Source organism: Actinoallomurus iriomotensis (assembly GCF_030269445.1).
Classification (GTDB): domain Bacteria; phylum Actinomycetota; class Actinomycetes; order Streptosporangiales; family Streptosporangiaceae; genus Actinoallomurus; species Actinoallomurus iriomotensis.
The window spans coordinates 336,839-360,559 of sequence record NZ_BSTJ01000006.1; the positions used below are offsets into that span (position 1 = coordinate 336,839).

At 71.0% G+C, this 23,721-nt stretch carries 23 protein-coding genes; 7 read left to right on the top strand and 16 right to left on the bottom strand.

Annotation, left to right across the window (positions count from 1 at the left end; all coding sequences use genetic code 11):
• The first annotated feature begins 3 nt into the window (after positions 1–3).
• Positions 4–1,338, top strand: coding sequence for a UDP-glucose dehydrogenase family protein (locus QSK37_RS25415; protein ID WP_285625592.1), 1,335 nt, complete (start codon positions 4–6; stop codon positions 1,336–1,338).
• A 4-nt stretch (positions 1,339–1,342) separates the two neighbouring features.
• Here the strand turns inward: QSK37_RS25415 and QSK37_RS25420 are convergent, their stop codons facing one another.
• The gene (locus QSK37_RS25420) at positions 1,343–1,636 is read right to left on the bottom strand and encodes a hypothetical protein (RefSeq protein ID WP_285625593.1); all 294 of its coding nucleotides are present in this window, start codon (positions 1,634–1,636) and stop codon (positions 1,343–1,345) included.
• A gap of 325 nt (positions 1,637–1,961) precedes the next feature.
• On the opposite strand from QSK37_RS25420, the gene QSK37_RS25425 reads away from it, so the two are divergent.
• The gene (locus QSK37_RS25425) at positions 1,962–2,333 is read left to right on the top strand and encodes a LytR/AlgR family response regulator transcription factor (RefSeq protein WP_285579292.1); all 372 of its coding nucleotides are present in this window, start codon (positions 1,962–1,964) and stop codon (positions 2,331–2,333) included.
• A 37-nt stretch (positions 2,334–2,370) separates the two neighbouring features.
• Positions 2,371–2,823, top strand: a complete 453-nt coding sequence (locus tag QSK37_RS25430) for a CoA-binding protein (RefSeq protein WP_285625595.1) — start codon at positions 2,371–2,373, stop codon at positions 2,821–2,823.
• A 23-nt stretch (positions 2,824–2,846) separates the two neighbouring features.
• Here QSK37_RS25430 and QSK37_RS25435 read toward each other — a convergent pair whose 3' ends face one another.
• The 8 genes from QSK37_RS25435 to QSK37_RS25470 all read right to left on the bottom strand — a co-directional run bounded on the left by QSK37_RS25435 (position 2,847) and on the right by QSK37_RS25470 (position 11,002).
• Positions 2,847–5,693: a tetratricopeptide repeat protein gene (locus QSK37_RS25435; protein ID WP_285625596.1), complete on the bottom strand. Its 2,847-nt coding sequence runs from the start codon at positions 5,691–5,693 to the stop codon at positions 2,847–2,849.
• Positions 5,694–5,715: 22 nt separating this feature from the next.
• On the bottom strand, positions 5,716–6,144 hold the full coding sequence (locus tag QSK37_RS25440) for a hypothetical protein (protein WP_285625598.1): 429 nt from the start codon (positions 6,142–6,144) through the stop codon (positions 5,716–5,718).
• Positions 6,145–6,523: 379 nt separating this feature from the next.
• Positions 6,524–7,108, bottom strand: a complete 585-nt coding sequence (locus QSK37_RS25445) for a helix-turn-helix domain-containing protein (protein WP_285625600.1) — start codon at positions 7,106–7,108, stop codon at positions 6,524–6,526.
• Between the two features lie 42 nt (positions 7,109–7,150).
• Positions 7,151–7,549 carry a hypothetical protein gene (locus QSK37_RS25450; protein WP_285625604.1) on the bottom strand — a complete coding sequence of 133 codons (399 nt, stop codon included), beginning with the start codon at positions 7,547–7,549 and terminating at the stop codon, positions 7,151–7,153.
• Positions 7,550–7,585: 36 nt separating this feature from the next.
• The gene (locus QSK37_RS25455; RefSeq protein WP_285625606.1) at positions 7,586–8,179 is read right to left on the bottom strand and encodes a hypothetical protein; all 594 of its coding nucleotides are present in this window, start codon (positions 8,177–8,179) and stop codon (positions 7,586–7,588) included.
• 26 nt (positions 8,180–8,205) lie between these two features.
• On the bottom strand, positions 8,206–8,694 hold the full coding sequence (gene purE, locus QSK37_RS25460) for a 5-(carboxyamino)imidazole ribonucleotide mutase (protein WP_285625608.1): 489 nt from the start codon (positions 8,692–8,694) through the stop codon (positions 8,206–8,208).
• Positions 8,691–9,803, bottom strand: coding sequence for a 5-(carboxyamino)imidazole ribonucleotide synthase (locus QSK37_RS25465; RefSeq protein WP_285626169.1), 1,113 nt, complete (start codon positions 9,801–9,803; stop codon positions 8,691–8,693). The genes purE and QSK37_RS25465 overlap by 4 nt, the downstream gene beginning before the upstream one ends.
• 53 nt (positions 9,804–9,856) lie before the next feature.
• Positions 9,857–11,002, bottom strand: a complete 1,146-nt coding sequence (locus QSK37_RS25470; protein WP_432705596.1) for an acyl-CoA dehydrogenase family protein — start codon at positions 11,000–11,002, stop codon at positions 9,857–9,859.
• Positions 11,003–11,199: 197 nt separating this feature from the next.
• On the opposite strand from QSK37_RS25470, the gene QSK37_RS25475 reads away from it, so the two are divergent.
• The gene (locus tag QSK37_RS25475) at positions 11,200–11,760 is read left to right on the top strand and encodes a GtrA family protein (RefSeq protein ID WP_285625610.1); all 561 of its coding nucleotides are present in this window, start codon (positions 11,200–11,202) and stop codon (positions 11,758–11,760) included.
• 40 nt (positions 11,761–11,800) lie between these two features.
• On the opposite strand, the gene QSK37_RS25480 is transcribed toward QSK37_RS25475, so the two are convergent.
• The 3 genes from QSK37_RS25480 to QSK37_RS25490 all read right to left on the bottom strand — a co-directional run bounded on the left by QSK37_RS25480 (position 11,801) and on the right by QSK37_RS25490 (position 15,499).
• The gene (locus tag QSK37_RS25480; RefSeq protein WP_285579270.1) at positions 11,801–13,081 is read right to left on the bottom strand and encodes an ATP-binding protein; all 1,281 of its coding nucleotides are present in this window, start codon (positions 13,079–13,081) and stop codon (positions 11,801–11,803) included.
• A 58-nt stretch (positions 13,082–13,139) separates the two neighbouring features.
• Positions 13,140–13,811 carry a response regulator transcription factor gene (locus tag QSK37_RS25485; RefSeq protein ID WP_141956913.1) on the bottom strand — a complete coding sequence of 224 codons (672 nt, stop codon included), beginning with the start codon at positions 13,809–13,811 and terminating at the stop codon, positions 13,140–13,142.
• A 128-nt stretch (positions 13,812–13,939) separates the two neighbouring features.
• On the bottom strand, positions 13,940–15,499 hold the full coding sequence (locus QSK37_RS25490; protein WP_285625613.1) for an acyl-CoA carboxylase subunit beta: 1,560 nt from the start codon (positions 15,497–15,499) through the stop codon (positions 13,940–13,942).
• Between the two features lie 59 nt (positions 15,500–15,558).
• On the opposite strand from QSK37_RS25490, the gene QSK37_RS25495 reads away from it, so the two are divergent.
• The gene (locus tag QSK37_RS25495) at positions 15,559–16,491 is read left to right on the top strand and encodes an NUDIX domain-containing protein (protein ID WP_285625616.1); all 933 of its coding nucleotides are present in this window, start codon (positions 15,559–15,561) and stop codon (positions 16,489–16,491) included.
• On the opposite strand, the gene QSK37_RS25500 is transcribed toward QSK37_RS25495, so the two are convergent.
• From QSK37_RS25500 to QSK37_RS25510, 3 genes are all read right to left on the bottom strand, one after another.
• Positions 16,475–17,503, bottom strand: a complete 1,029-nt coding sequence (locus QSK37_RS25500) for a zinc-dependent alcohol dehydrogenase family protein (RefSeq protein WP_285625619.1) — start codon at positions 17,501–17,503, stop codon at positions 16,475–16,477. The two genes, QSK37_RS25495 and QSK37_RS25500, sit on opposite strands and share 17 nt — an antisense overlap.
• A gap of 69 nt (positions 17,504–17,572) precedes the next feature.
• On the bottom strand, positions 17,573–18,313 hold the full coding sequence (locus tag QSK37_RS25505; protein ID WP_285625621.1) for a hypothetical protein: 741 nt from the start codon (positions 18,311–18,313) through the stop codon (positions 17,573–17,575).
• 128 nt (positions 18,314–18,441) lie between these two features.
• Positions 18,442–20,037 (bottom strand): LCP family protein, encoded by a 1,596-nt coding sequence (locus QSK37_RS25510; protein ID WP_285625624.1) that lies wholly within the window; start codon positions 20,035–20,037, stop codon positions 18,442–18,444.
• A gap of 38 nt (positions 20,038–20,075) precedes the next feature.
• Here QSK37_RS25510 and QSK37_RS25515 point away from each other — a divergent pair, with 38 nt between their 5' ends.
• On the top strand, positions 20,076–21,134 hold the full coding sequence (locus tag QSK37_RS25515; protein WP_490246504.1) for a glycosyltransferase family 2 protein: 1,059 nt from the start codon (positions 20,076–20,078) through the stop codon (positions 21,132–21,134).
• On the opposite strand, the gene ispD is transcribed toward QSK37_RS25515, so the two are convergent.
• Entirely contained in the window at positions 21,097–21,816 is a 720-nt protein-coding gene (gene ispD, locus QSK37_RS25520; RefSeq protein ID WP_285625629.1) for a 2-C-methyl-D-erythritol 4-phosphate cytidylyltransferase, read from the bottom strand. The two genes, QSK37_RS25515 and ispD, sit on opposite strands and share 38 nt — an antisense overlap.
• Before the next feature lie 231 nt (positions 21,817–22,047).
• On the opposite strand from ispD, the gene QSK37_RS25525 reads away from it, so the two are divergent.
• Positions 22,048–23,709, top strand: coding sequence for a CDP-alcohol phosphatidyltransferase family protein (locus tag QSK37_RS25525; RefSeq protein WP_285625631.1), 1,662 nt, complete (start codon positions 22,048–22,050; stop codon positions 23,707–23,709).
• The last annotated feature ends 12 nt before the right edge of the window (positions 23,710–23,721 follow it).

Here is a 23,721-nt window from a genome sequence, read left to right on the forward strand (position 1 = left end):
ATGATGGGAGGCAGGGCCTTGGCACAACGCTTGACCGTGATCGGCACTGGCTACCTGGGCGCCACCCACGCGGCTTGCATGGCCGAGCTGGGGTTCGAGGTGCTCGGCATCGACGTGGACGCCGACAAGATCGCACGCCTGTCCGCGGGTGAGCTGCCGTTCTACGAACCCGGTCTCGAGCCCATCCTGCGGCGTAACCTCGAGAACGGACGGCTCCGTTTCACCACCTCCTACGACGAGGTGGCCGAGTTCGGCGACGTCCACTTCATCTGCGTCGGCACGCCGCAAAAGCCCGGCGAGTACGCCGCCGACATGACCTACGTCGACGACACGATCACGGCGCTGGCGCCGCGCCTCACGCGCGCCTGCCTCGTCATCGGCAAGTCCACGGTGCCGGTCGGCACCGCCGAGCGGCTCGCGCGCCGGCTCGCCCGGCTCGCCCCCGCCGGCGACCTGGCCGAGCTCGCGTGGAACCCGGAGTTCCTCCGCGAGGGCTTCGCCGTGGAGGACACCCTCCACCCCGACCGCATCGTCATCGGTGTGGAGAGCGACCGCGCCGAGAAGGTCCTGCGCGAGATCTACACGCCGATGACCGCCGAGGGCATCCCGCTGATCGTCAGCGACTATCCCACCGCCGAGCTGGTCAAGGTCTCCGCGAACGCCTTCCTCGCCACGAAGATCTCCTTCATCAACGCGATGGCCGAGGTCTGCGAGGCCGCGCACGCCGATGTGACCAAGCTCTCAGAGGCGCTGTCCCACGACGACCGCATCGGCGGCAAGTTCCTCGGCCCCGGCCTCGGCTTCGGGGGCGGCTGCCTGCCCAAGGACATCCGCGCGTTCATGGCGCGGGCCGGCGAGCTGGGCGTGGACCAGGCGCTGTCGTTCCTCCGCGAGGTCGACGCGATAAACATCCGCCGCCGGATCCGCATGGTCGACCTGGCCCGCGAGCTGCTCGGCGGCTCGTTCATCGGCCGTACGGTCGGCGTGCTCGGCGCCGCGTTCAAGCCCAACTCCGACGACATCCGCGACTCGCCGGCGCTCGACGTGGCGACCACGATCCGCGCGCAGGGCGGCAACGTCACCGTCTACGACCCGCAGGCGCTGGACAACGCCCGCCGGGCCCACCCGGAGCTGGCGTACGGCACGTCGGCGCAGGACGCCGCCGCCCACGCGCACGTCGTCCTGCTGCTCACCGAGTGGCGCGAGTTCCGCGAGCTGGACCCGGACGAGCTCGGGGCGGTCGTCGCGGAGCGCAATATCGTGGACGGCCGCAACGCGCTCGACCCCGAGCGCTGGCGCACCGCCGGCTGGCACTACCGCGCGCTCGGCCGTCCCTGAGAGGTCACCGGTCCGGTTCCCTCTCACCGGGAACCGGGCCCTGGTCGTCCGCGACCGCCTTGAGCTGGACGAACGGGAGCCGCAACAGCCTCACCGCGGCGTGCACCGCCTCCTCGCTCTCCGCGGTGAACACGCACAACAGGCGCGTCTGCGCGGGCATGTACATCCCGTTCACGTAGTGCACCGGGTGTCCCGACCGGGTGATCCGCCGCGCGGCGTCGGCGAGCGAGTGCTGGATCTCGGCCAGGCCGCCGGGCATGGCGCCGGCCGGCAGCCCGATCGACAGGTAGACCGTCACCGGGGGAAGCGGCCAATCGCCGGACGGGTCGGGGGCGGGCTTCACCTGCGGCCTAGGAAAGGGTCGGAGCCGGGACGGCACGCGCATCGCGGAACACCTCCGTGGCAACCGCGCGGACGCGTTCCAGGCGCGCGCACGACGGATGATCGATCGCATGTCGGTGCGGATGCACATGTCCCCCTCTCGCCGTCTGACCTACCCTCCACCATCGGGTGCGCGGTGGTTCGTCGTCTTCACGGCCACCCACCGTTCCGTGCCCCCTGCCAGCCGTACCGCCGGATTCCGGCTACCGGGAAGCCGCGAAAAGCGCGCGTACTGTTGAGGAATGGCTGTCCGGTGCCTGATCGTCGACGACGATGACGGCTTCGCCGACGTCGCTCGTGACCTGCTGCGACGCGAGCAGATCGACGTCGTCGGCGTGGCCGCGAACAGTGCTCGCGCCCTGCGGCTGATGGCGAGCGCGCGCCCCGACGTCATGCTCATCGACGTCAACCTCGGCGACGAGAGCGGCTTCGACCTGGTCGACACCATCACGGGCGTCGACGGGCGGCCGACCCTGATCCTCATCTCCACCTACCGGCTGGACGACTACGTCGACCTTCCCGTGCCCGGCGCCGCGGCGTTCGTCCGCAAGTCCGAGCTGTCGGGTACGGCGATCCGCCGGATCCTGGTGGACGCCGGCCAGGGCTCCGGCTGACCGGAAGCCCGGAGCGCCCTGGACGGTTATAGCGGTCATGAGCGACCGTTATGCCGACGAAGCCGTCATCCGGCGCATCCTCACCGGCTCGAAGACGTGGGCGTTCGTGGGCCTGCGCGACAACCCCGGGCGCACCGCGTACGACATGGCACAGCTGCTCCAGTCGCGCGGCAAGACGATCGTGCCGGTCCATCCCGACGCGGCGACCGTGCTCGGCGAGCCCGGCGCCGCCTCGCTCGCCGCGGTCGCGACACCGGTGAACGTCGTCGGCGTCTACCGGAACGCCGCGCACGCCGGCCGGGTCACCGACGAGGCGATCGAACTGTTCCGCACGTACGGCCCGCGGGCGGACGACGAGATCAGGGCCGTCTGGTATCCGCTCGACGTGGTCGACGAGGACGCCGCGCGCAGAGCCGCCGAAGCCGGTCTCGATGTCGTCATGGACCGCTGCCCGGCCATCGAATGGGCGCGACTGCGCCTGCCCCGCTGAGCGGACCGACGGTCAGCCGGCGCTCATCGTCCCAGGTCATTCCGCAGGGCGTCGGCATGGCGGCGGGTCTGGACGGTGTCCGGATGTTCCGGGCCCAGCACGCGCACCTGCTCGGCGAGCAGCGCTTCGGTGTCGTTCAGCGCGCCTGCCAGGTCGCCCGCGGCCTTCCTCCACTGGGCGAGCTGGCGCCGCGTCACGCGTGTGCGCGGGTGACTCGGCCCCAGCGTACGAAGCTGCTGGGCCAGGAGCTCTTCCAGCAGTTCCACCGCTCGCTCCGGATTCCCCAGCTGGCCTTGCCACTGAGCCAGGCGGCGACGTGTCGCCATGACGTCGGCATGGTCCGGTCCCAGCAGGCGGCGCTGCTTCGCCAGCAGTGTCTCCGTCGCCTGCACGGCGCCGCCGCGATTGCCGATCTGCCACTGCCATTCGATGAGTTGCCGGTGCGTGTTCATCGGATCCACGTGGTCCGAGCCCAGCATGTGTACCTGGAGTGCGTGGAGGTCCTTGAGGGCGGCCAGGGCATCGGCTCGTCTTCCGCCCTCCCAGAGCCGCTTGGCCAGTCGGCGGCGCGTCGCGAGGGTATCGGCGTGTTCTGGACCCAGCACGCGTGACTGTTCCGCGAGCAACTCTTCGGTCGTGTTCAGGGCTCCGGCTCGGTCACCGGCCTGCCATTGCCGCGCCGCGAGCTGGGCGCGGGTGGCGAGGACCTCCGGATGATCTGCGCCGAGTGCCCGCAGTTGCTCGGCCAGCAGCTCCTTGAGGGACGCGATGAGTTCCCGGGCACGCCAACGGGTCTCGTCCGGCGTGGGCGCACGGCCGCCTGCCGCCAGGCGTAGCGTTCGGGCCTTGCTGCGGCGCACCGTGCGGCGGTTGCGACGCTTGGTCTCGGTGCGCGGCGGAGCCTCGGTCTCTGCCGCGCCGGGCGGGCTTTCGGCCCATACCCGCCACTCGGTCAGAAGCCGGCGTGTCGCCTGCGTCGCGCGGTCGTCGGAACCCAGCAGCCGCTCCTGGTCCGTCAGCACGGCTTGCAGAATCCGGACCGCATCGGCCCGGTGCCCCGCCGTCCAGCGCCAGATCGCAAGCCGTCTGCGGGTGGCGACGGTCTGGAGATGGTCCGTGCCCAGGGTGCGAACCTGGTCGGCCAGCAACGCCTCGAAGTCGCGGATGGCGCCCGCCTGATCCCCCGACTGGCCCAGCAGCTCGGCGAGTCGCGTGCGGGTGACCGATGTTCTCGGGTGCTCGGTGCCGACGACGCGGATCTGGTCGGCGAGAAGGTCCGCCAGGCTGCTCAACGCGGTCGCGTGATCGCCTGCCGTCCACTGCGCCAGGGCGAGGTGATAGCGGACGGCCCAGGTTTCGCGGTGGTCGGCACCAAGGTTCTCTTCCGATGCGTGACGCGTCTGCTCCCAATGAGCGACCGCGGAGGCGAGAAACCGGGCCTCGCCGAGGCTGTGTCCGGTCCGGACCAGTACGCGGTGGGCGTCGAGCGCCCAGAGCCGGGCGCCGGCGTTGGCGGACAGCGCCGTGGCGTTCACCCGGAACGCCTCGTCGTCGGCGAACTGCCCGGTGGCCGGCCAGACTTCGAGGAGTGCCTCGGAGGCGGCCTGGACGGCGCGATCGAATCTGTCCGTTGCCAGCTGGTCCCGGGTCGCCCGTTGGATCAGACCGTGCACACGGACGATCTCGTCAGCGGCGCCGGAGGCGATGTCCACCAGGTGCAGCCTGTACAGGCAGCGCAAGGCGTCGCGAGCGTCATCCGCGGTCAGGTCTCGATCATCCCGTACGGGCGGGTCCGCCGCGGCGCGGGCCGCGGGATCTCGCTGGGCCGACAGGTAGGCCAGGGTGGCGGGGCAGGTCAGCACGGCGACGGGAATCCCGTTCGCGTCGAGGAGGCCGGCCAGCTCGAGCATGGGCCGTGCCAGTCCGGCCGGCGCGAGCCGGTCGGCCAGTTCGATCGACAGCGACCACGTCGCGGCGACCGTGGCCAGCTGCTCGTCCGGCAGGGAGGAGTCCTCAGGAAGGACCTCACGCAGCGTGAGTCGGCTGTCCCTGAGCCGTCGCCGGTACGCGGAGCAATCCAGGCCACGGTCCATCAGATACGCCGCGGCCTGCGCCAGCGCCAGCGGCAGATGGCCGAGGTCTTCGGCCAACCCCCGCATCTGCTCGGGGTCGTCGTCGCGACGGTGTGCGGCAAGCGTGGCGGCAAGGTACGCGGTGGCCTGCTCAGGGGAGAAGAGACCGACCGTGATGGCCTGTCGGCCGGTTCCGGTGAGCACGGAGTCTCGACGGCGTGTGGTGACCAGTACGCGTCCGGCAGGATGGCGGGGCGGCCACAAACGTCGCAGATCACCGGGGTCGGCCAGATCGTCCAGGACGATCAGCCAACGACGGTCCGTCGTTTCGAGACAGGTCAGGAATTCCTGGGCGGCCTCCTCGACGTCGTTGCTCGTGACACACGCCATTCTCCTGCCCGCCTGTACGTAGGCGGAGACGATCGCGTCTCGGCTGCGCGCGTTCACCCAGAGCAGCAGGTCCACGTCGCGTGCGTCTCTGCGGTGACGGGCATAGTGGGCGGCGATCTGTGTCTTGCCGACCCCGCCGATTCCGGAAACGACCTGACACAGTACTGCGGCGTCCCCACGCGAAAGAGCGACGTCCAGGTCGTCAATGGCGGTGCGGAACTGGAAGTGGTCGGCCTCCCGGGGAATCACCCCGATCTGCACGAACCCTTCGGGCGGCTGCGGACTGACGTAGTAGTTGTTGATCTGGGTGGCGTCGTCGCCAATGATCAAGGCGTTGGGCCCGAGAAAGACGTCGCCGCCGGTCCCGTCCGGCGAACGGCCGCCATCACTGGCGCCAGACCGCGTCACGCTCAGCTCCGCCGTGAACGCGTCACCCGAAGTTATTGGTCTGGGAGTTCTGGTCGCCGATCTGAACGGCGGTAGGCCCGTGAAAGGAGCTTCCGGACAAGGCGCCGCTGCCTTTCTGGACCGGCCGGGTCTGGGCGACCAGGCCGCGCAGCTCATGGGCGACCTGGTCGCGGGCGGCGTCGCCCGCCGCTTCCAGCAGCGCCTCGAACCGGCTCTGCCAGGCGCTCTCCTCGCTCGTTCGCACGAGCTTCGCGTCACCTTCTGGAGCGGCCGCGAGGGCGGCCGCGGTCTGGTCCAGCCGCTCCAGTTCCGCCCGCTCCCGCGCGGGGTCTCCGCCACCGAAGAGCCGCGCCACTCGTTGCCGTGCCGTCGCCCAAACATCGGTGCCGGCGGCCTGCACGACCGCTCCACCACCGGCCGCGGCCAACGCCTCGAGTGCCTCAGTCAGCATTCCGGCCCCTTTCCCGCCGCGTCATCATGACGATACAGCCGCCCCACATTCCGGAAAAGGCGCGCGTTGAGCCCGATGGCGGGCTTTCATCCGGACGTCTTGGCATAGGTGAGGATGAGCCGCGACGACCTGCTCCACCAGGCGGCCCGCCGTATCCACCATCGCCTCACGCCGGAGCCGGCGGTCCTCGCCGACCTGCTGCGCGCCCCCGCGCGACCGCGCCCTGGTGACCGCCCTGACGCTCAGCCTGATGAGCCGGATCGGCGACGACCGGGCCGGATACCCGGCGATGCTGGAGTTGCGGCTGGAGGCCACCCGCCGCCCGACGCCGTCGGCGCGCTGGTCGGCGCCATCGTCGAGAGGATCGTTCCCGACGGGCTCAGGAGGGCCGGTAACGGGCCCTGATGTGGAACCGCTCGCCCTGCGGACCGAGGATGCTCAGGAACTCGACGGGCCGTGCGTCGGCGTTGCCGAACCAGTGGGGGAGATGGGTGTCGAACTCGGCGACCTCGCCCGCGCTGAGGACCAGGTCCTGGTCGCCGAGCACCAGGCGCAGCCGTCCGTTGAGGACGTACAGCCAGTGGTACCCCTCGTGCGAGCGGGGATCGGGCTCCCGATCGTTCCGGCCGGCCGGCAGGATCTGTTTGAACGCCTGCAGCCCGCCGGGGTTGCGGGTCAGCGGGATGACGGTCATGCCGTTGCGGGTCACCGGCCGCGGATAGACCCGCGGATCGCCGCTGGCGGGAGCGCCGACGAGTTCGTCGAGCGGCACCTGGTAGGCCCTCGCCAGGGGAAGCAGGAGTTCCAGCCCCGGTCTGCGGTGCCCGGACTCCAGCCGGGACAGGGTGCTGACCGGAATCCCGGTGGTCTCCGACAGGGCGGTCAGCGTCGCTCCGCTCCGGTGCCGCAACTCACGCAGCCGCGGGCCGACCGCGGCCAGCACGTCGTCGAACTCGTCTCTCATACCCTCACTATCGGCCCGCCCCACGCGCGCCCCTACACCGCGTCAGGCGTTCACCGTCGCCTCGGCGCGGGCCATCGGCCCGGCGGGCCGGGCGGCGACGACGGTGGCCGCGGCGATGACCGTGGCCGCGAACGCGAACGACCAGGGTGTTCCGCCGGGCTGGTCGACGATCAGGCCGGCGATCGCACCGCCGGCCGAGTTGGCCGCGACCGGCACCGTCACCAGCCAGGTGCCGGCCTCATCGCGCATGCCGGCCGGCACGATGCGGCCGACGATGGCGGTGTAGACGGTCAGCGTGGGCGCGATGGTGACGCCGCCGAGCACGAGGGCGATGCCGAGCGTCAGCGCGTCCGGCATGATCGCCAGTATCGCCGTGCTCAGCGAGACCGCGCCGAGCAGCCAGGCGAATCGCCGCGGCAGCGGCGCGCGGGGCCGCGCCATGCCGTACCCGAAGCCGCCCAGGCCGGATCCGATGCCTCAGCCCGCGAGCAGGACGCCCGCCAGCCCGTCCGCGTCCGGACCCGCGTGCAGAGTCGCGTACGCCGGCACGGTCACGCTGACGGCGCCGAACGCCATCCCCAGAGCGCCCACGCGGACGAGGACCACGGCGAAGCCCGGCACCCGCAGCGGCCCCGGTCCCCGGGTCCTCGCGTCCGGCGAGGCCGGGCGCTGCCCGCGCACCGCGGAGCGACCTGCGAGAACCAGGGTCCCGAGCATGGTCACCGTCCCCGACCCGGCGATGGCCGCGGCGGGTGAGGCGACCAGTACCACGACCGCCACCCGGAGCGGACCGGCCACGAACACCAGCTCGAACAGCGAGGTCTCCACCGCCGGCGCCGCCTTGCGAAGGTGCTGCCGGCCGGTGCCGTCCTCGGTGCGGCCGATCCACGCGCTGCGGATCGCCGCGGTCAGCGGCGGACAGGTCCCGCCCGCGAACATCGCCGCCGCGCAGATCAGCGGCGTCGAGCCGCCATCGGCCGCGAACACGAACGCGACCAGCCCGGCGGGATGAGCGACGGCGGCCGTACGGAGCACCGGCGTGGAGCCGAGCCGGCCGGCGACCGGGCCCATGAGCGCACTCGGCGGTGTTGTTCCTGTCAGGTCGTGGACTCGCGGAGGCGTTCGCCCTTGGCCTTGGCCTGGGTGTGCAGGTCGCGCTGGAACTCCTCCATCCGCGTGCGCAGGCCCGCGTCGCTCGCCGCCAGGATGCGTACGGCCAGCAGGCCGGCGTTGCGCGCGCCGCCGACGGCGACGGTCGCCACCGGCACCCCGGCGGGCATCTGCACGATAGACAGCAGGGAGTCCATGCCGTCGAGGTACTTCAGCGGCACCGGCACGCCGATCACCGGCAGCGGTGTGACGGAGGCGAGCATCCCGGGCAGGTGGGCGGCGCCGCCGGCGCCCGCGATGATCACCTGGAGGCCGCGCGAGGCCGCCTCGGCGCCGTACGCGATCATCTCGTGCGGCATCCGGTGCGCCGAGACCACGTCGGCCTCGTACGGCACGCCGAACTCCTCCAGCGCCTCGGCCGCGGCCTTCATGACCGGCCAGTCCGAGTCGCTGCCCATCACCACGCCGACGCTCATCGGGGTCCGTTCCTCAGGTAGTCGGCCGCGTGACGCGCCCGTTCGCGTACGTCGTCCAGGTCGTCGCCGAGCGCGGTCACGTGCCCGATCTTGCGGCCCGGCCGGATCTCCTTGCCGTAGAAGTGCACCTTCACGCCCGGGTCGTGCGCCATGACGTGGATGTAGCGCGGGTAGATCTGGGCCTCGTCGCCGCCGAGGACGTTGGCCATCACCGTGTACGGAGCGGTCGGCCGCGTGTCGCCCAGCGGCAGGTCGAGCACCGCGCGCAGGTGCTGCTCGAACTGCGAGGTGCGCGCGCCCTCGATCGTCCAGTGCCCGGAGTTGTGCGGCCGCATGGCCAGCTCGTTGACCAGCACGCCGTCATCGGTCTCGAACAGCTCGACCGCCAGCAGGCCCGTCACGCCGAGCCGGTCGGCGATGTCCAGGGCCAGCCGCTGGGCCTCCTCGGCCCGGTCGGGGTGGAGGCCGGGCGCCGGCGCGATCACCTCGTGGCAGATGCCGTCACGCTGCACCGTCTCCACGATCGGGTACGCCGCGCCCTGGCCGTACGGCGAGCGCGCCACCAGGGCGGCCAGCTCGCGGCGGAACGGCACGTGCTCCTCGGCCAGCAGCGGGACCCCCTCGGCCGCGGCCCGCTCGATCACCTCACGCGCCTCGGCGGGGGTCTCGCAGACCCAGACACCCTTGCCGTCGTAGCCGCCGCGTACGGCCTTGAGGACGAGCGGCCAGGCGCCGAACTCCTCCGCGTCGGCCAGGCTCGCGACCGGCGCGAACCGCGGCACGGGCATGCCGAGCGCGCTCAGCCGCTCGCGCATCACGCGCTTGTCCTGGGCGTGCAGCAGCGCGGCGGAGCCGGGGCGGCATGCGACCCCGGCCTCCTCCAGCGCCTGAATGTGCTCGCCCGGGACGTGCTCGTGGTCCCACGTCACCACGTCGCTGTCCTTGGCGAAGGCGAGCAGGTCGTCGAGGGAGCGGTGGTCGCCGACCCGGACGTCGGAGATCACACGCGCGGCGGAGGCGTCGACGCTCTCGCCGAGCACGCGCAGTGTCACGCCGAGACCGATCGCCGCCTGCTGGGTCATGCGGGCGAGCTGGCCACCGCCCACCATGCCGACCGCGGGAATACCTTGCCTGTCCGTCACCCCCGCAGCCTATCGAGCCCTCAGAGGCCCAGCTCACGGGCGATGAGCATGCGCTGGACCTCGGACGTGCCCTCGCCGATCTCCAGGATCTTCGAATCGCGCCAGTGACGGGCGACCGGGTACTCGTTCATGAAGCCGTAGCCGCCGTGGATCTGGGTGGCCTCGCGGGCGTTGGTGACCGCGATCTCGGAGGAGTGCAGCTTCGCGATGGCGGCCTCCTTCTTGAACGGCTCGCCGCGCATCATCCGCTCGGCCGCGCGGTACCACGCGAGCCGCGCGGTGTGCGTGCGCACCTCCATGTCGGCGATCTTGAAGGCGATGGCCTGGTTCTTGCCGATCGGCGTGCCGAAGGCGGTGCGCTCCTTGGCGTACTTGATCGACTCGTCGAGGCACGCCTGGGCGAGGCCGGTGGCGAGCGCGGAGATCGCGATGCGCCCCTCGTCCAGGATCGACAGGAAGTTCGCGTAGCCGCGGCCGCGCTCGCCGAGGAGGTTCTCGGCCGGCACGTGGCAGTCGTTGAAGGAGAGCTCGCGGGTGTCGGAGGCGTGCCAGCCGACCTTGGAGTACTTCGGCGCCACGGTGAGACCCTCGTGCGGCGTGGGGACGATGATCGTGGAGATCTCCCGTTTGGTCCCCTCGTCGCCGGTGACGGCGGTGACCGTCACCAGGCGGGTGATGTCGGTGCCGGAGTTGGTGATGAAGCACTTCGTGCCGTTGATCACCCACTGGTCGTCGATCGCCTTCGCGGTGGTGCGGGTGGCGCCGGCGTCGGTGCCGCCGCCCGGCTCGGTCAGCCCGAACGCGCCGAGCGCGCGGCCCGTCACGAGGTCGGGCAGCCACGTGCGCTTCTGCTCCTCGGTGCCGAACCGGTAGATCGGCATCGCGCCGAGCGACACCGCGGCCTCCAGAGTGATCGCCACGGAGGAGTCGACGCGCGCCAGCTCCTCCAGCGCCAGGCAGAGGGCGAAGTAGTCGCCGCCCATCCCGCCGTACTCTTCGGGGAAGGGCAGCCCGAACAGCCCCATCTCGCCCATCTGACGGACGATGTCGTACGGGAACTCCTCGTCCGCGTCCAGTCGTTCGGCCTGTGGAGCGACGACGTCTCGGGCGAACTCCTCGACGGTCTTGCGCAGGGTTTCGTGCTCGTCGTCGAGCCGGTAGTCCATGATCACCTCGGTCGGAGAGACATGAGCCTGATCCCGTCATACCCCGGACGGCCGCGGTCGGCGGCTGCCAGAATCTGGGACCACAGGCACATGCTGCCACGAACGCCGTCTATCCTCGTCGTGCCGGGGGTAAGCAGAGTTGCGGGCCTGTCGAGTACGCGCGATCAACCGCGACCGCGAATGAAAGGTCTCCCTTAGTGAGCATCGCCGTAAATCTGTACCGACGATTCGCCCACCTCGTTCACGAGCTGGCAAAGTTCGGCGTGATCGGCGTGCTCAACTTCATCATCACCATCGGGATCTCCGACACCCTCCACCTGGGCTTCGGGGTCGGGCCGCTGACGTCGTTCGGCGTCGGCACCGTCGTCGCGACGACGTTCTCCTACTTCGCCAACCGCTACTGGACCTTCCGGCACCGCGACACCAGCGGCCTGGGCCGCGAGTACGTCCTGTTCTTCGTGCTCAACGGTGTCGCCCTGTTCATCACCTGGGTGTTCATCGGCGTCACGCACTACCTCCTGGGCCTGCAGGGCGGCATCGCGTACAACGCCGCCCAGGTCGTCGGCACCGGCGCCGCCACGCTGTTCCGCTACTGGGCGTACAAGAAGTGGGTCTTCCTGCCCGCCTCCGCGCCGCCGGTCGACCCCCACACGGGCCTGCCCGAGGCCGGCGCGGAGACCGCCGAGTCAGAGTCGGAGTCGGAGACCGCCGACGAGCCCGAGCCGGTCTCCGCCGGCGTCGCCAAGCGCTCCCGCTGAACGATCCCCCAACGGATCGACCAACGTCTGGGTCAGGGCTCTAGGCCGGGCCGCTGACCACGCGTTCCTTGGCGAGCAGCGCCTCCTCGCGCTTGCGCAGGAAGATGGCGAAGGTCGCCGGGCGGGCCCGGATCAGTTCGAGCCGTCCGCCGTCGGCGGTGGCCAGGGAGCGGGCCAGGTAGAGGCCCAGGCCGGTGCCCTGGCGGCCGCTGACGTTGCGGTCGAACACCCGGCGTTCGAGCTCGGGCGGCACCCCGGCGCCCTCGTCTCCCACTTCCACGACGATCGAGGTCGGCGTCTCCTTGGTGTGGATGGTGACCTCGCCGTCGCCGTGGACGAGGGAGTTGTCCAGCAGCGTCGCGACGATCTGCGAGAGGCCGCCGGGGCTGACCACGGCGGTCAGCCCGCGGACGCCCGACATGCCGATCCGGCGGTTCTCGCGGCGGAAGACCGGTTCCCACTCCTTGACCTGCTGGGCGACGATCTCGTCCACCCCGATCGGGATCGCGTCACCGGTCGGGTCGTGCTTGGCACGCGCGAGGAGCTGTTCGACGACGGCGGCCAGCCGCTCCACCTGCGCGGCGGCGGCGACGCCCTCCTCGCGTACGACGTCGGGGTACTCCGCGGCCTCGATCATCTCCTCCAGCCGCATCGACAGCGCGGTGAGCGGCGTGCGCAGCTGGTGGCTCGCGTCGGAGGCGAACTCCCGGCTGGCGGCGAGCAGGTCGGCGATGCGCACGGCGCTGCGGTCGAGGACCTCCGCCACGCGGTCGACCTCGGGCACGCCGTAGCGGCGCCGCCGCGGCCGCGCGTTGCCGGACCCGAGGCGGTCGGCGGTCTCGGCCAGGTCGATGAGCGGAAGCGTCAGCTTGCGCGCCTGCACCATCGCGAGCCCGACCGCCACGCCCACGCCGAGCACGACGAGGCTGCCGATGAGCAGGAACGTCCGCACGGCGTCCGCCTCGACGTCGCCCGCGTCCCGTGACACCTGGACGTGGATGCCGCGGTCGTTCGCCGCCATCTTGGTGATCACGTGGTCGCCCTTGGCCGGGGCGTCGCCGGCGGTGATCTGGGTGCCGTCGGCCATGGTCACCACGATGTAGCGGCCCGGGAACTCCTTGGCGATCTGGTCACCGGTGATGGACTGGCGCAGCTCCTCGCGCAGGTTGACGCCCGCCACGACGGTCGCCGCCTCGCGCTCGACCTGCTGCTGGGCCTCGTCGTAGATCAGGCGCTCGGTGGCGTAGGCCAGCGGGATGCCGAGCAGGAGCACGGCCACGACTGCGACGGCGAGCGTCGACAGCAGCAGACGTCGCCTCATGGGGGTCCCTCTCTTCCGACCGTGACGTGATGCCGTGGTTCACGTCACGGTCACCGTCTCAGTCGCCGCGCTCGAACCGGAATCCGACTCCGCGCACGGTCGTGATGTAGCGAGGGCTTCCCGCGTCGTCACCGAGCTTGCGGCGCAACCAGGAGATGTGCATGTCGAGGGTCTTGGTGGAACCCCACCAGTTGGTGTCCCACACCTCGCGCATGATCTGCTCACGGGTGACGACCTTGCCGGCGTCGCGTACGAGCACGCGCAGCAGGTCGAACTCCTTGGTCGTGAGCTGCAACTCCTGGTCGCCCATCCAGGCGCGTCGCGACTCGGCGTCGATCCGCACCCCCTGGACGATGGGCGTCTCGGTGCTGCCCCGGCGCAGCAGGGCACGGACGCGGGCGAGGAGTTCCGCCAGGCGGAACGGCTTGGTCACATAGTCGTCCGCTCCGGCGTCGAGCCCCACAACGGTGTCCACCTCGTCGGCGCGGGCGGTGAGGATGAGGATCGGCACACCGTGGCCCTCCGCCCGGACGCGGCGGGCCACCTCGAGGCCGTCGAGTTCGGGAAGACCGAGGTCGAGCACGATCAGATCCACCCCACCGCCCAGCGCCCGTTCGAGGGCCTGCGGACCGTCGGGACTGACTTCGACGTTGTATCCCTCCCGCCGCAACGCTCTGGCGAGAGGCTCGGAGATGGACGTGTCGTCCTCGGCGAGCAGTACTGAGGTCATGAGCCGATCGTAGAGCTATTCAAGAACGTTTCCTCCGTACTAGAGGGGGCTTGACCTGCGATTTGCCAGTCATAGAGCTCCTAGGAACGCGCCAAATCCGAGCTAATGAGGGGTAATTGGAACGACCTTCAGACCGGCGTGACTCCGTGTCGGCGGTGCGAGAACGATCGATCCTTTCCATGGGCGGCGGCGAGACGAGCGGCGATCTCCTGTCGCAGATCCTCCGGCTCGACGATCGCGTCGACCACGAGTTCGCCTGCCAGGCGGACGATGTCGATGTCCTCCTCGTACTCGGCGCGGAGTTTCTCGACGTACGCCTCGCGCTCCCGGGCGTCCTCGATCGCCATGATCTTGTTGTAGTAGACGGCGTTCACGGCGGCCTCGGCGCCCATTACGGCGATCTTCGCGGTGGGCAACGCAATTGTGGCGTCGGGGTCAAAGCCCGGACCCGCCATGGCGTACAGACCGGCCCCATAGGCCTTTCGGACGACTACGCAGATTTTGGGCACCGTGGCCTCCGACACGGCGGTGATCATTTTGGCGCCGTGCCGGATGATGCCCTGACGCTCGACCGCCGTCCCGACCATGAAACCGGGCACATCGGACAGGAAGAGCAATGGCACGTTGAAGGCGTCACAGAGCTGGATGAACCGGGTGGCCTTGTCCGCCGAGTCGACGAACAGCACGCCGCCCTTGAACATCGGGTTGTTCGCGACCACGCCGACGACCTTGCCGTCGAGCCGGCCGAAGCCCACGACCAGCTCCTTCGCCCACAGGCTGTGGATCTCGAAGAAGGAGTCCTCGTCGAGCAGGCCCCTGACGTAGCGGCGCATGTCGAAGGCGACGCGCTCGCTGGCCGGCACGAGCTTGCGCAGGTCCACCGGCTTCGGGTCGCGCGCCTCGGCCGCGGGCGGCTCCTGCTCCCAGTGGGACGGCAGGTAGGACAGGAAGCCGCGGACGGCCTCCAGCGCCTGCGGCTCGTCCTTGGCCAGGAAGTGGCCGCAGCCGGAGACCGAGCAGTGCATCTTCGCCCCGCCCATCTCCTCCAGCGTCGTCTGCTCCCGCACCACCATCTCGACCATGCGGGGGCTGCCGAGGTACATCGAGGCGTTGCCGTCCACCATCGCCACGAAGTCGCAGAAGGCCGGGATGTACGCCCCGCCCGCCGCGCTCGGCCCGAACAGCGCGCACACCTGCGGGATCGAGCCGCTCGCGCGCACCTGGGTGTGGAAGATCTTCCCCGCCCCACGGCGGCCGGGGAACATCTCGACCTGGTCGGTGATCCGCGCGCCGGCGGAGTCGACCAGGTAGATCATGGGGACACGGGTCTTGTAGGCGCGCTCGATGATCCGGACGATCTTCTCCACCGTCCGGGCGCCCCAGGAGCCGGCCTTGACCGTCGAGTCGTTGGCCATGAGCGCGACCGGACGGCCGCCGATCGTGGCGGTGCCGGTGACGACGCCGTCGGCGGGCAGGTCGCCGGCGAGGGCGTTGGCGTAGAGACCGTCCTCGACGAACGAACCGGCGTCGACGAGGAGCCGGATCCGCTCCCGTGCGAACAGCTTGCCCTTCGCGGCGTTGGCGTCGTGGTACTTCGGCGCTCCGCCGTGCTCGACCTTCTCGCGGAGTTCTGCCAGGTGAGGGTGGCCCGGCTCGTCCTGTGATGGCTGCATTGTGTGCTCGGTCACGCTCGGACTTTACCCCGTGACTTCCCGTCCGCCACGCCCGGCGCCTCTACCCTGTGGCCATGTCGCACGAGGATCTGCCCCGGTTCGAACTGGCCTTCCCGGGACCGTTGCGCGACCGGCTCGTCGCCGCCGTCCTGGCCGACGTCAAGACGGCCACCACCGGGCTGTGCGAGGAGTACGAGCGGCTCGGGGAGCCGCTGCCCGTCGCCGGGGAGCGGTCCGTGGTCGTGGACTCCGGCGGCCGCCCGGTGGCCGTGGTGGAGACGACGGACGTGCGCGTCGTGCCGCTCGGCGAGATCGACCTGCCGTACGTGATGGAGGAGGGCGAGGGCCACACCTCGGTGGCGGAGTGGCGTGCCGCCCACGAGAGGTTCTGGCACGGCGAGGAGATGCGGGCGGCTCTCGGCGACCCGGAGTTCACCGTCGACGACGGCACACGGGTGGTGACGCAGCGGTTCCGCGTCGTGGAGCGGCTCGCCGCGCGTGCGGCCGAGGAGATCCTGGACATCGTGGACGAGCACGACAACGTGATCGGCACGGCGCCGCGGGCCGAGGCGTACGCGCGGCGCCTGCGGCACCGGTGCGCGTTCGTCTTCGTACGGGACGGCCGGGACCGGATCTTCGTGCACCGGCGCACCCCCGGCAAGCTGATCTTCCCCTCGCGCTACGACATGTTCGTCGGCGGCGTGGTCGGGGCCGGCGAGTCCTACGACGACGCGGCGCTGCGGGAGGCCGAGGAGGAACTGGGCGTGTCCGGCCTGGCCCGGCCGGTCCCGCTGTTCTCGTTCCTGTACGAGGGCGCGGCCGGGCACACGTGGTGGTCGCGCGTCTATGAGGTCCGGTGCGACCTGCCGGTCTCGCCGCAGGCCGAGGAGGTCGCCTGGCACGCCTTCCTGACCGAGGAGGAGCTCGAACGCCGCCTGCCCGAGTGGGAGTGGGTGCCCGACGGCCTGGAGGCCTACCGCCGGATGCGGGCTAGGCGACCCGGATGACCACCTTCCCGAACGGCGCGCCGTCCCGGTAGTACGCGAAGGCCTCGCGCGCCTCGGCGAAGCCGAAGACGCGGTCGATCACCGGACGCAGGAGGTTCGCGGAGATCGCCTGGTTCATCGCCTCGTGGTCCGCGCGGCTGCCGACGAAGACGCGCCGGATCGTCGCGAGCGAGTTCTTGTAGGCGTCGCCGGAGATCTCCAGGTTCGCGCCGGGCGCGCCGGCCGGGACGGGCGGCACCGACAGCAGCACGACCTGGCCGTACAGCGCGGCGGACCGTACGGACTGGTCGATGGTGGGCCGCCCGTTCGTCTCGAGCACGAGGTCCGCGCCCAGGCCGCCGGTGGCCTCGCGCACCGCGCGCCACCACTCCGGGGTCGCGGTGTAGTCGATCACGTGGTCGGCGCCGAGCTCCCGCAGCCGGGCCGCCCTGGCGGCGCTGGAGGTGGTGGCGACGACCCGGCAGCCCATCGCCTTGGCGAACTGGAGGCCGAACAGGGCGACCGGCCCGGTGCCGAGCGTGAGCACCGTCCGCCCGGGCTCCAGCGGGTCGCCGCCGACGAGGGAGGTCCACGCGGTGAGCGCGGCGCACGGCAGCGTGGCCGCCTCCTCCCAGCTCAGATGCTCCGGTACGGACACGGCCCACTGCTCGTCCAGCACGGCGTACTCGGTGAGCATGCCGTCGAGCGTGCAGCCGAGCTGGTCGATCAGCTCCGGCCGCAGCCGCCCGTCGTGCCAGCGGGGCCAGTAGGCGCCGACGACCCGGTCGCCGGGCCGGAAGCGGGTCACCGCGGAGCCGACCGCGACGACCTCGCCCGCGCCGTCGCTGAGCGGTGTCACGCCCGGCGCGGACGGCAGCGGGTAGCGCCGCTGCAGGATGAGCAGGTCGCGCCGGTTGAGGGAGGCCGCGTGGACGCGGACCACGATCTGGGCCGGACCGGGTTCCGGCTCGCCGGCCTCGTGCCGGACGATGCCGTCGATCTCTCCCGGTTCGTCCAAACGGTAGGTGTGCATGCGGCGATCCTCGGGCGGCCCCGCGAACCCGGCAATACCGCGCGAGGTATGGCCTGAGGTGCCGTTATGTCACTGGGGGCGGTACATTTCGCGGGTGCCGCCGTCGTCGTCGGGCGGGCTGAAGGGGGGCCGGTCGGCGTACGGGGACTGCTGCTGTTGCCGGGTCGGCTCGTACAGCGGCGTGTCGTAGCTCGTGTGCTGCGGCGGGTCGTATCCGGCCTGCGGCTGCTCGTAGACCTGGTCGTATCCGCTCTGCGGCTCGGCGTACGCGGTGGGCTGCTCGTCCCGCGCCGCGTGGCGTCCGCCGAAGGACTCGCCCGCGACGTGCTCGCTGTACGGCTCGCGGCGCGTGTCCGGCCGGGCGTACTCGTAGTCGTCGTTCGCGTCGTCGTTCCCGCGGGCCCGCCAGCGGGAGGGGAAGAACGAGGCGAACAGCAGCCCGACGCCGGCGAAGAGGAGGAATCCCTCGTCCTCCAGCCCGGCGAGGGTGACGCGCTGCTCCTTGAACGGGAAGCGGTTGATCAGATCCGCGGTCGTCTTCTGGGAGACGAAGAACAGCACGCCGGCCGCGGTGAGCACGAGGCCGGCGATGAGTGAGGCCAGCGGCGACAGCCGCGACGAGGCGAGGAGCGCGAACACGACCGCCGCCCCCGCGATGAGGCCACCGCCGATCCACTTGTCCTGTTTGTGGAACTCGGTGACGTAACCGTGCTGCAAGCGGTACGTACCGAAGATCAACAAAGCCGCCAGGGCCGCAGTGAGTACGATTCCGGCAAAGAAGCCCCAGGTGTGACGAGCGCCGTTGGACATCGCTACTCCTCCAGAGTGGCCGCGGCCCGCTCGGGCGTTAGGTCAGCAGGCTAGTAGCCAACTGCCACATTTGGGGGAATAGGGATCGGCGACTTGGCGGCGAAGCCCGCCCACCGGGGGTCCTCCCGCTACTTGCAGAGGTTCTGTGTGGCGGTCTTGGCGTTGATCTGGCCGCCCGAGGAGGGCGACGAACTCGGCGGCGCCGCCACCTTCACCTGCTTCGCGCCGTTCCAGGACGGGCCGACCAGGAGCTGCAGCCGCGAGCCCAGAGACGACACCGCCCTGATCTTCGCGCCCGGGATGGCCGCTCTCAGCGTCTTCGCCGAGTCCTCGCGCCCCGGCCCGTACTCGATCACCGTCTCCGTCGCCCCGTGCTGCGTGCCCGGCGCCACGGTCGTGCCGAAGCCGGCCCGGTGCAGGTCGCGGGCGGCCCGGGTGGCCAGGCCCTGGATGCCGACGCCGTTGACGACGCGGACGTCGATCTGGCTCGGCGGCACCGTCAGGCCGTTCTTCGGAGCGGCGGACGCGGTCGGCGTCGGCTTCGCCGGCTGGATGATCGGCTGGTCGCCCTCGATCTCGTTGAAGAGCCGGTTGCCGGCCGACTGGTCCCACAGCACCGTGGACTGCCGTTGCCCGCCGATCGAGACCGTGTAGTCGGGGTTGGACAGGGGCACGGTCGTGAACGCGATGCTGTCGGTGCTCATGCCCTTCATCTGCGTGGCGAGCGCCGTCAGCGTGCTCTTCGACAGGCCCTTGTCGGCGCGGATCGCATCGAGTGAGGCGCTGAGGAACTGCGGGAACTTGGCCGGCTCGCTCAGCGCCTTGTGCACGACCGCCGACATGAACTGCTGCTGCCGGTCGATCCGGCCCAGGTCGCTGCCGCCGGTCAGGGTGTATCGGGCGCGGGCGTACGCGAGGGCGGTGGTGCCGTCGACGTTGCTCTTGCCGGCCGGCAGCCGCAGGCCGCTCTTGGGGTCGTCGACCGCCGTCGGAGTGCAGACCGTGACCCCGCCCAGGGCGTTGACGACCTTGAGGAAGCCGAGGAAGTTGACCTCGACGTAGTGGTCGACGTGCACGCCGGTGGCCCGCTCGATGGTCTGTACGGTCAGCGGCGCGCCCCCGTACATGTAGGCCCAGTTGAGCTTGCCCTGCCGCTCGCCGATCTCGGCGCCCTTGGCGCCCTCCGACCCGTTGGAGCGGTGCGCCGGGATGGTCACGAGCGAGTCGCGCGGCAGGCTCACCACGGTGACCTTGTCGTGCTTGGACGAGATGTGCACCAGCATCATCGTGTCGGAGCGCTGGCCGCCGACCTTGCCCAGATGCAGGTCGTTGATCTGCTGGTCGGTCAGGCCCTCGCGCCGGTCGACGCCGGCGAGCAGGATGTTCATCGAGCCCTCGGGCCCGGAGTCGGGGCGGTTCTTGAGCCCCTCGAAGGCGTCCACGCGCTGGACGCTGCCGAGCACATAGTCCTGGAACGCCCAGCCTCCGCCGGCGAACAGGAGCACGAACGCGGACATCGCGCCGGTCGCCATGAGGCCGCGACGGTGCCGTCGCGCCCCGTGGGCGTACGTCCGGGACGGCCGGCGTTCGACCTTGACGTGCATGGACTCCGCGTCGCCCACCGTCACTCCGTCCGGCGGCGTCGTATCATCGCCGTCGACCGGAGCGCCGGGTCGCGGGCGGAAGTATCGCTCCTGCGGGTCGGACCCGGTGTCTTCAGACATGCCGCTCACGCCTCCCCGAGGTGCGAAGTCTTGCCTACATTGCGGCGTTCCTCGCGTTCGTACAGTACCGTGGCGCCGTCATGAATCCCTCGCCTAACACACCCCTTGCCGGAAACCGCGTGTGGCCGGCGGTGTCAGTGATCATGCCGGTACTCAACGAGGAGCGGCATCTCGCCGAGGCGGTCGGCGGCATCCTCAGTCAGGAGTATGCCGGTGAGCTCGAGCTCGTGCTGGCCATCGGCCCTTCTCGTGACCGTACGCAGGAGATCGCCGAGAAGCTCGCGGCCGACGACCCGCGGATCGTCATCGTCCCGAACCCCACCGGGCGCACCCCGCAGGGGCTCAACGCGGCCATCAAGGCCTCGCAGTACTCCATCGTGGTCCGGGTCGACGGGCACTCGCTCATGCCGCCCGACTACGTGCGCGCCGCGGTGGAGACGCTCGAGGAGACCGGCGCGGACAACGTCGGCGGCATCATGGCCGCCGAGGGCGTCACGCCGTTCGAGAAGGCCGTGGCGCGTGCGATGACCTCCAAGATCGGCATCGGCAACGCGCCGTTCCACACCGGCGGCGGCGCCGGCGAGGCGGACACCGTCTACCTGGGCTCGTTCCGGCGCAGTGCGCTCGAACGCGTCGGCGGCTACGACGAGACGTTCGTCCGCGCGCAGGACTGGGAGATGAACCACCGGATCCGCCAGACCGGCGGCAAGGTGTGGTTCACACCCCGCATGCACGTGACGTACCGGCCCCGTCCCAACATCCGGGCGCTCGCCAAGCAGTTCTTCCACACCGGCCGCTGGCGGCGCGTCGTGGGCCGCGAGCACCAGGGCACGCTGAACCTCCGCTACCTCGCGCCGCCCATCGCCGTCGTGGCGATCGTGGCCGGCGTCGTGGTCGGCGCGTTCGGCTTCTGGCCGGCCTGGATCCTGCCGGGCGGGTACGCCGCCGCGATCATCGTGGGCTCGGTGCCGACCGGGCGCGGGCTGCCGCCGTCGGCGTGGCTGCGCCTGCCGCTCGTGTACGCGACGATGCACCTGTCGTGGGGGCTCGGCTTCCTGCTCAGTCCGCCGAGCCTGGGGCGTTCTCGCGAGACGTGATCTGCTCGGCGACGATCAGGTCGACCGGGTGCGTGATCTTGATGTTCTGCTCGCTGCCCGGCACCACCACGATCGGTACGCCGGGCAGGTAGCGGTGCACCACGCCGCAGTCGTCGGTGGGCGGGTTCGCCGCGAACTCCGGGTCGGCGAGGGCACGCTCGTACGCCGTGCGGATCGTGGCCAGCCGGAAGCCCTGCGGCGTCTGGAACCGCCGCAGGCTGCCGCGGGACGGCATCTCGACCACGCGGTCGTCCTCGACCACGACGACCGTGTCCGATGACGGCACCGCCACCGCCACCGCATCGGCGTGCTCGAGCGTCGCGACGCACTCGGCGATGATCCGGGCGTCCACGAACGGCCGCGCGGCGTCGTGGAACAGCACCCGCGCGTCGCCCGGCCGGTCCGCCAGCGCCGACAGCGCGCTCAGCGTGGAGTCCGTACGGCTCGCGCCGCCCGCGATGACGCCGGTCACCTTCGGGTACGGGCCGGCGGCCAGTTCCGCGGCGGCGAGGTGACCGGGGGCCATCACGACGAGGATGTCGTCGATCTGCGGGGCGGCGTCGAACGCGGCGATCGCGCGCGTCAGGATGGGACGCCCGCCCACCGTCGCGAGCTGTTTCGGTGCCTCGAGACCGAGCCTGCGGCCCGTCCCACCGGCCAAGATCACGGCCGTTGTCGTCAAGGGCCTCATGAGGCATGCACTCTACTGTCCGCACACGCGGAGGAGCGGTCGCGGGCGACGGTAACCTATGGGGACTCTCCATCCATCCGGCCGGCGGACGAACGGATGTTTACGCGAGGGCGGCGACGAGGTGACGGTCGCGATATGGTCGGCGCTCGTGTCTCGCGGCGTTCGCCGGAGATGACCCCCCACACCTGAAGGACTGCCTGACATGACGTTCGGAGGGCGCCGATGACGTTGGCAGTGGTAGTCGCGACGGAGACCGTCGCGCCTGAGTCCTCGCCGACGGCCGGCCTCGCGCTCCGGGGCGGCACTGTGATCGGCCGCCTGATCGAGCAACTCAAGTCCCTCGACGTGCGCGACCGCCGTGTCATCACGCGTCCCGGGACCGCCGCCGAGCTCCGCGACCTCGGCTGCGAAGTGATCGAGTCCAAGGGACTCGCCGAGGACCTGCGGGAGATCGCACGCGTGGCCCGCGAGGCCACCGAGCCGATGCTGGTCGTGCACGGCGACGTCGTGGCGCACCGCGAGGTGTTCGCCCGCCTCGTGTTCAACTCCAAGGCCCCCGCCTCGGCCGCCGCCACCCGGGTACGCCCGATCGGCGACGCGCCCACCCGCCCCGTTCTCAAGATCCGGCGCGGCCGGATCGCCTCCGCGGGCACCCGCTTTCACCAGGTGACCGACCCGAACGCCCTCTTCCGCGGCGTGCTGCGCGTGGGCCAGGAGGAGACCCGGACCCTCGCCGCCGTGGCCGAGCGGTTCGCCGAACTCGTCGACACCCCCGACGGCCTCACCGAGATCAGCCCGGTGCGCATCCTGTGGAGCGGTCCGGACGACACCGACGCCGGGGCCACGGAGGAGGCGGAGGCGCACAACACCGGGCTGCCCCCGGTTCTGGCCAGCACGCCGGTCCGGGGCGACGACGCGCCGGCCCTGCTGGTCACCGGCCTCGTCCGTTCCGGCGTGAAGGTCACCGCCCGCGGCAGCCGCGAACTCGTCTGCGAGCGCGTCCTCGACCAGGAGCAGGCCGGCGCGGCCCAGCAGGCCGTCGACGCCGTCGACGAGGACCGCGTGCGGCTGAGCGCGGCGGTCAAGAACAACGACGGCTTCTTCACGACCTACGCGGTCAGCACCTACTCGCGCTACATCGCCCGCTGGTGCGCCAAGCGCCGCTGGACGCCCAACGGCGTCACCGCGATCTCGATGGGGATCTCGGTGGTGGCCGCCGCCTGGTTCGCCACCGGCCACCGCTGGGGCATGCTCCTCGGCGCGGTGTGCCTGTACTTCGCGTTCGTCTTCGACTGCGTGGACGGGCAGCTGGCCCGCTACACCCGGCAGTTCAGCACGCTGGGCGCCTGGCTCGACGCGACGTTCGACCGGGCGAAGGAGTACACCGTCTTCGCCGGGCTGGCCGTGGGCTCGACCGCGGCCGCCGTGGGCAGCTCGGTGCACGGCGGCGACGTCTGGTACCTCGCGGTCGCCGCGCTGACCCTGCAGACGTGCCGGCACATGGTCGACTTCGCGTTCGGCGCCTCCAAGCGGCGCAAGCCGCCGGAGCCGATCCCGGTGCTGCCCCTGGAGATGTCCGACGACAAGGTGCTCGACGAGCCCGAGCCGGCCAAGAGCCGTCCCAAGGGCGGCGGCCTGGGTCACCTGGCGGTGTGGCTGTCCGGGCGGTCGGAGAAGGTCCGGGCCTTCCACTGGTTCAAGAAGATCATCGTGCTGCCGATCGGCGAGCGGTTCGCGCTCATCGCCCTGAGCGCGGCGATCTTCAACGCCAAGGTGACGTTCATCGCGCTGCTCACCTGGGGCGCCGTCGCCGCCCTGTACACCATCGGAGGTCGCTTCCTCCGGTCCCTGACCCAGCCCAGGACGGCCCGCCTTGACGCCTGACAGCACAAGTGA

Coding starts and splice junctions, on each gene's coding strand:
- QSK37_RS25445 (WP_285625600.1), bottom strand. CDS start 7,108: ATGAGAGACGAGTTCGACGACGTGCTGGCCGCGGTCGGCCCGCGGCTG.
- QSK37_RS25465 (WP_285626169.1), bottom strand. CDS start 9,803: ATGGTGGGCGGTGGCCAGCTCGCCCGCATGACCCAGCAGGCGGCGATC.
- QSK37_RS25440 (WP_285625598.1), bottom strand. CDS start 6,144: ATGCTGACTGAGGCACTCGAGGCGTTGGCCGCGGCCGGTGGTGGAGCG.
- QSK37_RS25510 (WP_285625624.1), bottom strand. CDS start 20,037: ATGTCTGAAGACACCGGGTCCGACCCGCAGGAGCGATACTTCCGCCCG.
- QSK37_RS25485 (WP_141956913.1), bottom strand. CDS start 13,811: ATGACCTCAGTACTGCTCGCCGAGGACGACACGTCCATCTCCGAGCCT.
- QSK37_RS25480 (WP_285579270.1), bottom strand. CDS start 13,081: ATGAGGCGACGTCTGCTGCTGTCGACGCTCGCCGTCGCAGTCGTGGCC.
- QSK37_RS25495 (WP_285625616.1), top strand. CDS start 15,559: ATGTCGCACGAGGATCTGCCCCGGTTCGAACTGGCCTTCCCGGGACCG.
- QSK37_RS25470 (WP_432705596.1), bottom strand. CDS start 11,002: ATGGACTACCGGCTCGACGACGAGCACGAAACCCTGCGCAAGACCGTC.
- QSK37_RS25455 (WP_285625606.1), bottom strand. CDS start 8,179: ATGGGCCCGGTCGCCGGCCGGCTCGGCTCCACGCCGGTGCTCCGTACG.
- QSK37_RS25415 (WP_285625592.1), top strand. CDS start 4: ATGGGAGGCAGGGCCTTGGCACAACGCTTGACCGTGATCGGCACTGGC.
- purE (WP_285625608.1), bottom strand. CDS start 8,694: ATGAGCGTCGGCGTGGTGATGGGCAGCGACTCGGACTGGCCGGTCATG.
- QSK37_RS25505 (WP_285625621.1), bottom strand. CDS start 18,313: ATGTCCAACGGCGCTCGTCACACCTGGGGCTTCTTTGCCGGAATCGTA.
- QSK37_RS25430 (WP_285625595.1), top strand. CDS start 2,371: ATGAGCGACCGTTATGCCGACGAAGCCGTCATCCGGCGCATCCTCACC.
- QSK37_RS25450 (WP_285625604.1), bottom strand. CDS start 7,549: ATGGCGCGGCCCCGCGCGCCGCTGCCGCGGCGATTCGCCTGGCTGCTC.
- QSK37_RS25425 (WP_285579292.1), top strand. CDS start 1,962: ATGGCTGTCCGGTGCCTGATCGTCGACGACGATGACGGCTTCGCCGAC.
- QSK37_RS25525 (WP_285625631.1), top strand. CDS start 22,048: ATGACGTTGGCAGTGGTAGTCGCGACGGAGACCGTCGCGCCTGAGTCC.
- QSK37_RS25500 (WP_285625619.1), bottom strand. CDS start 17,503: ATGCACACCTACCGTTTGGACGAACCGGGAGAGATCGACGGCATCGTC.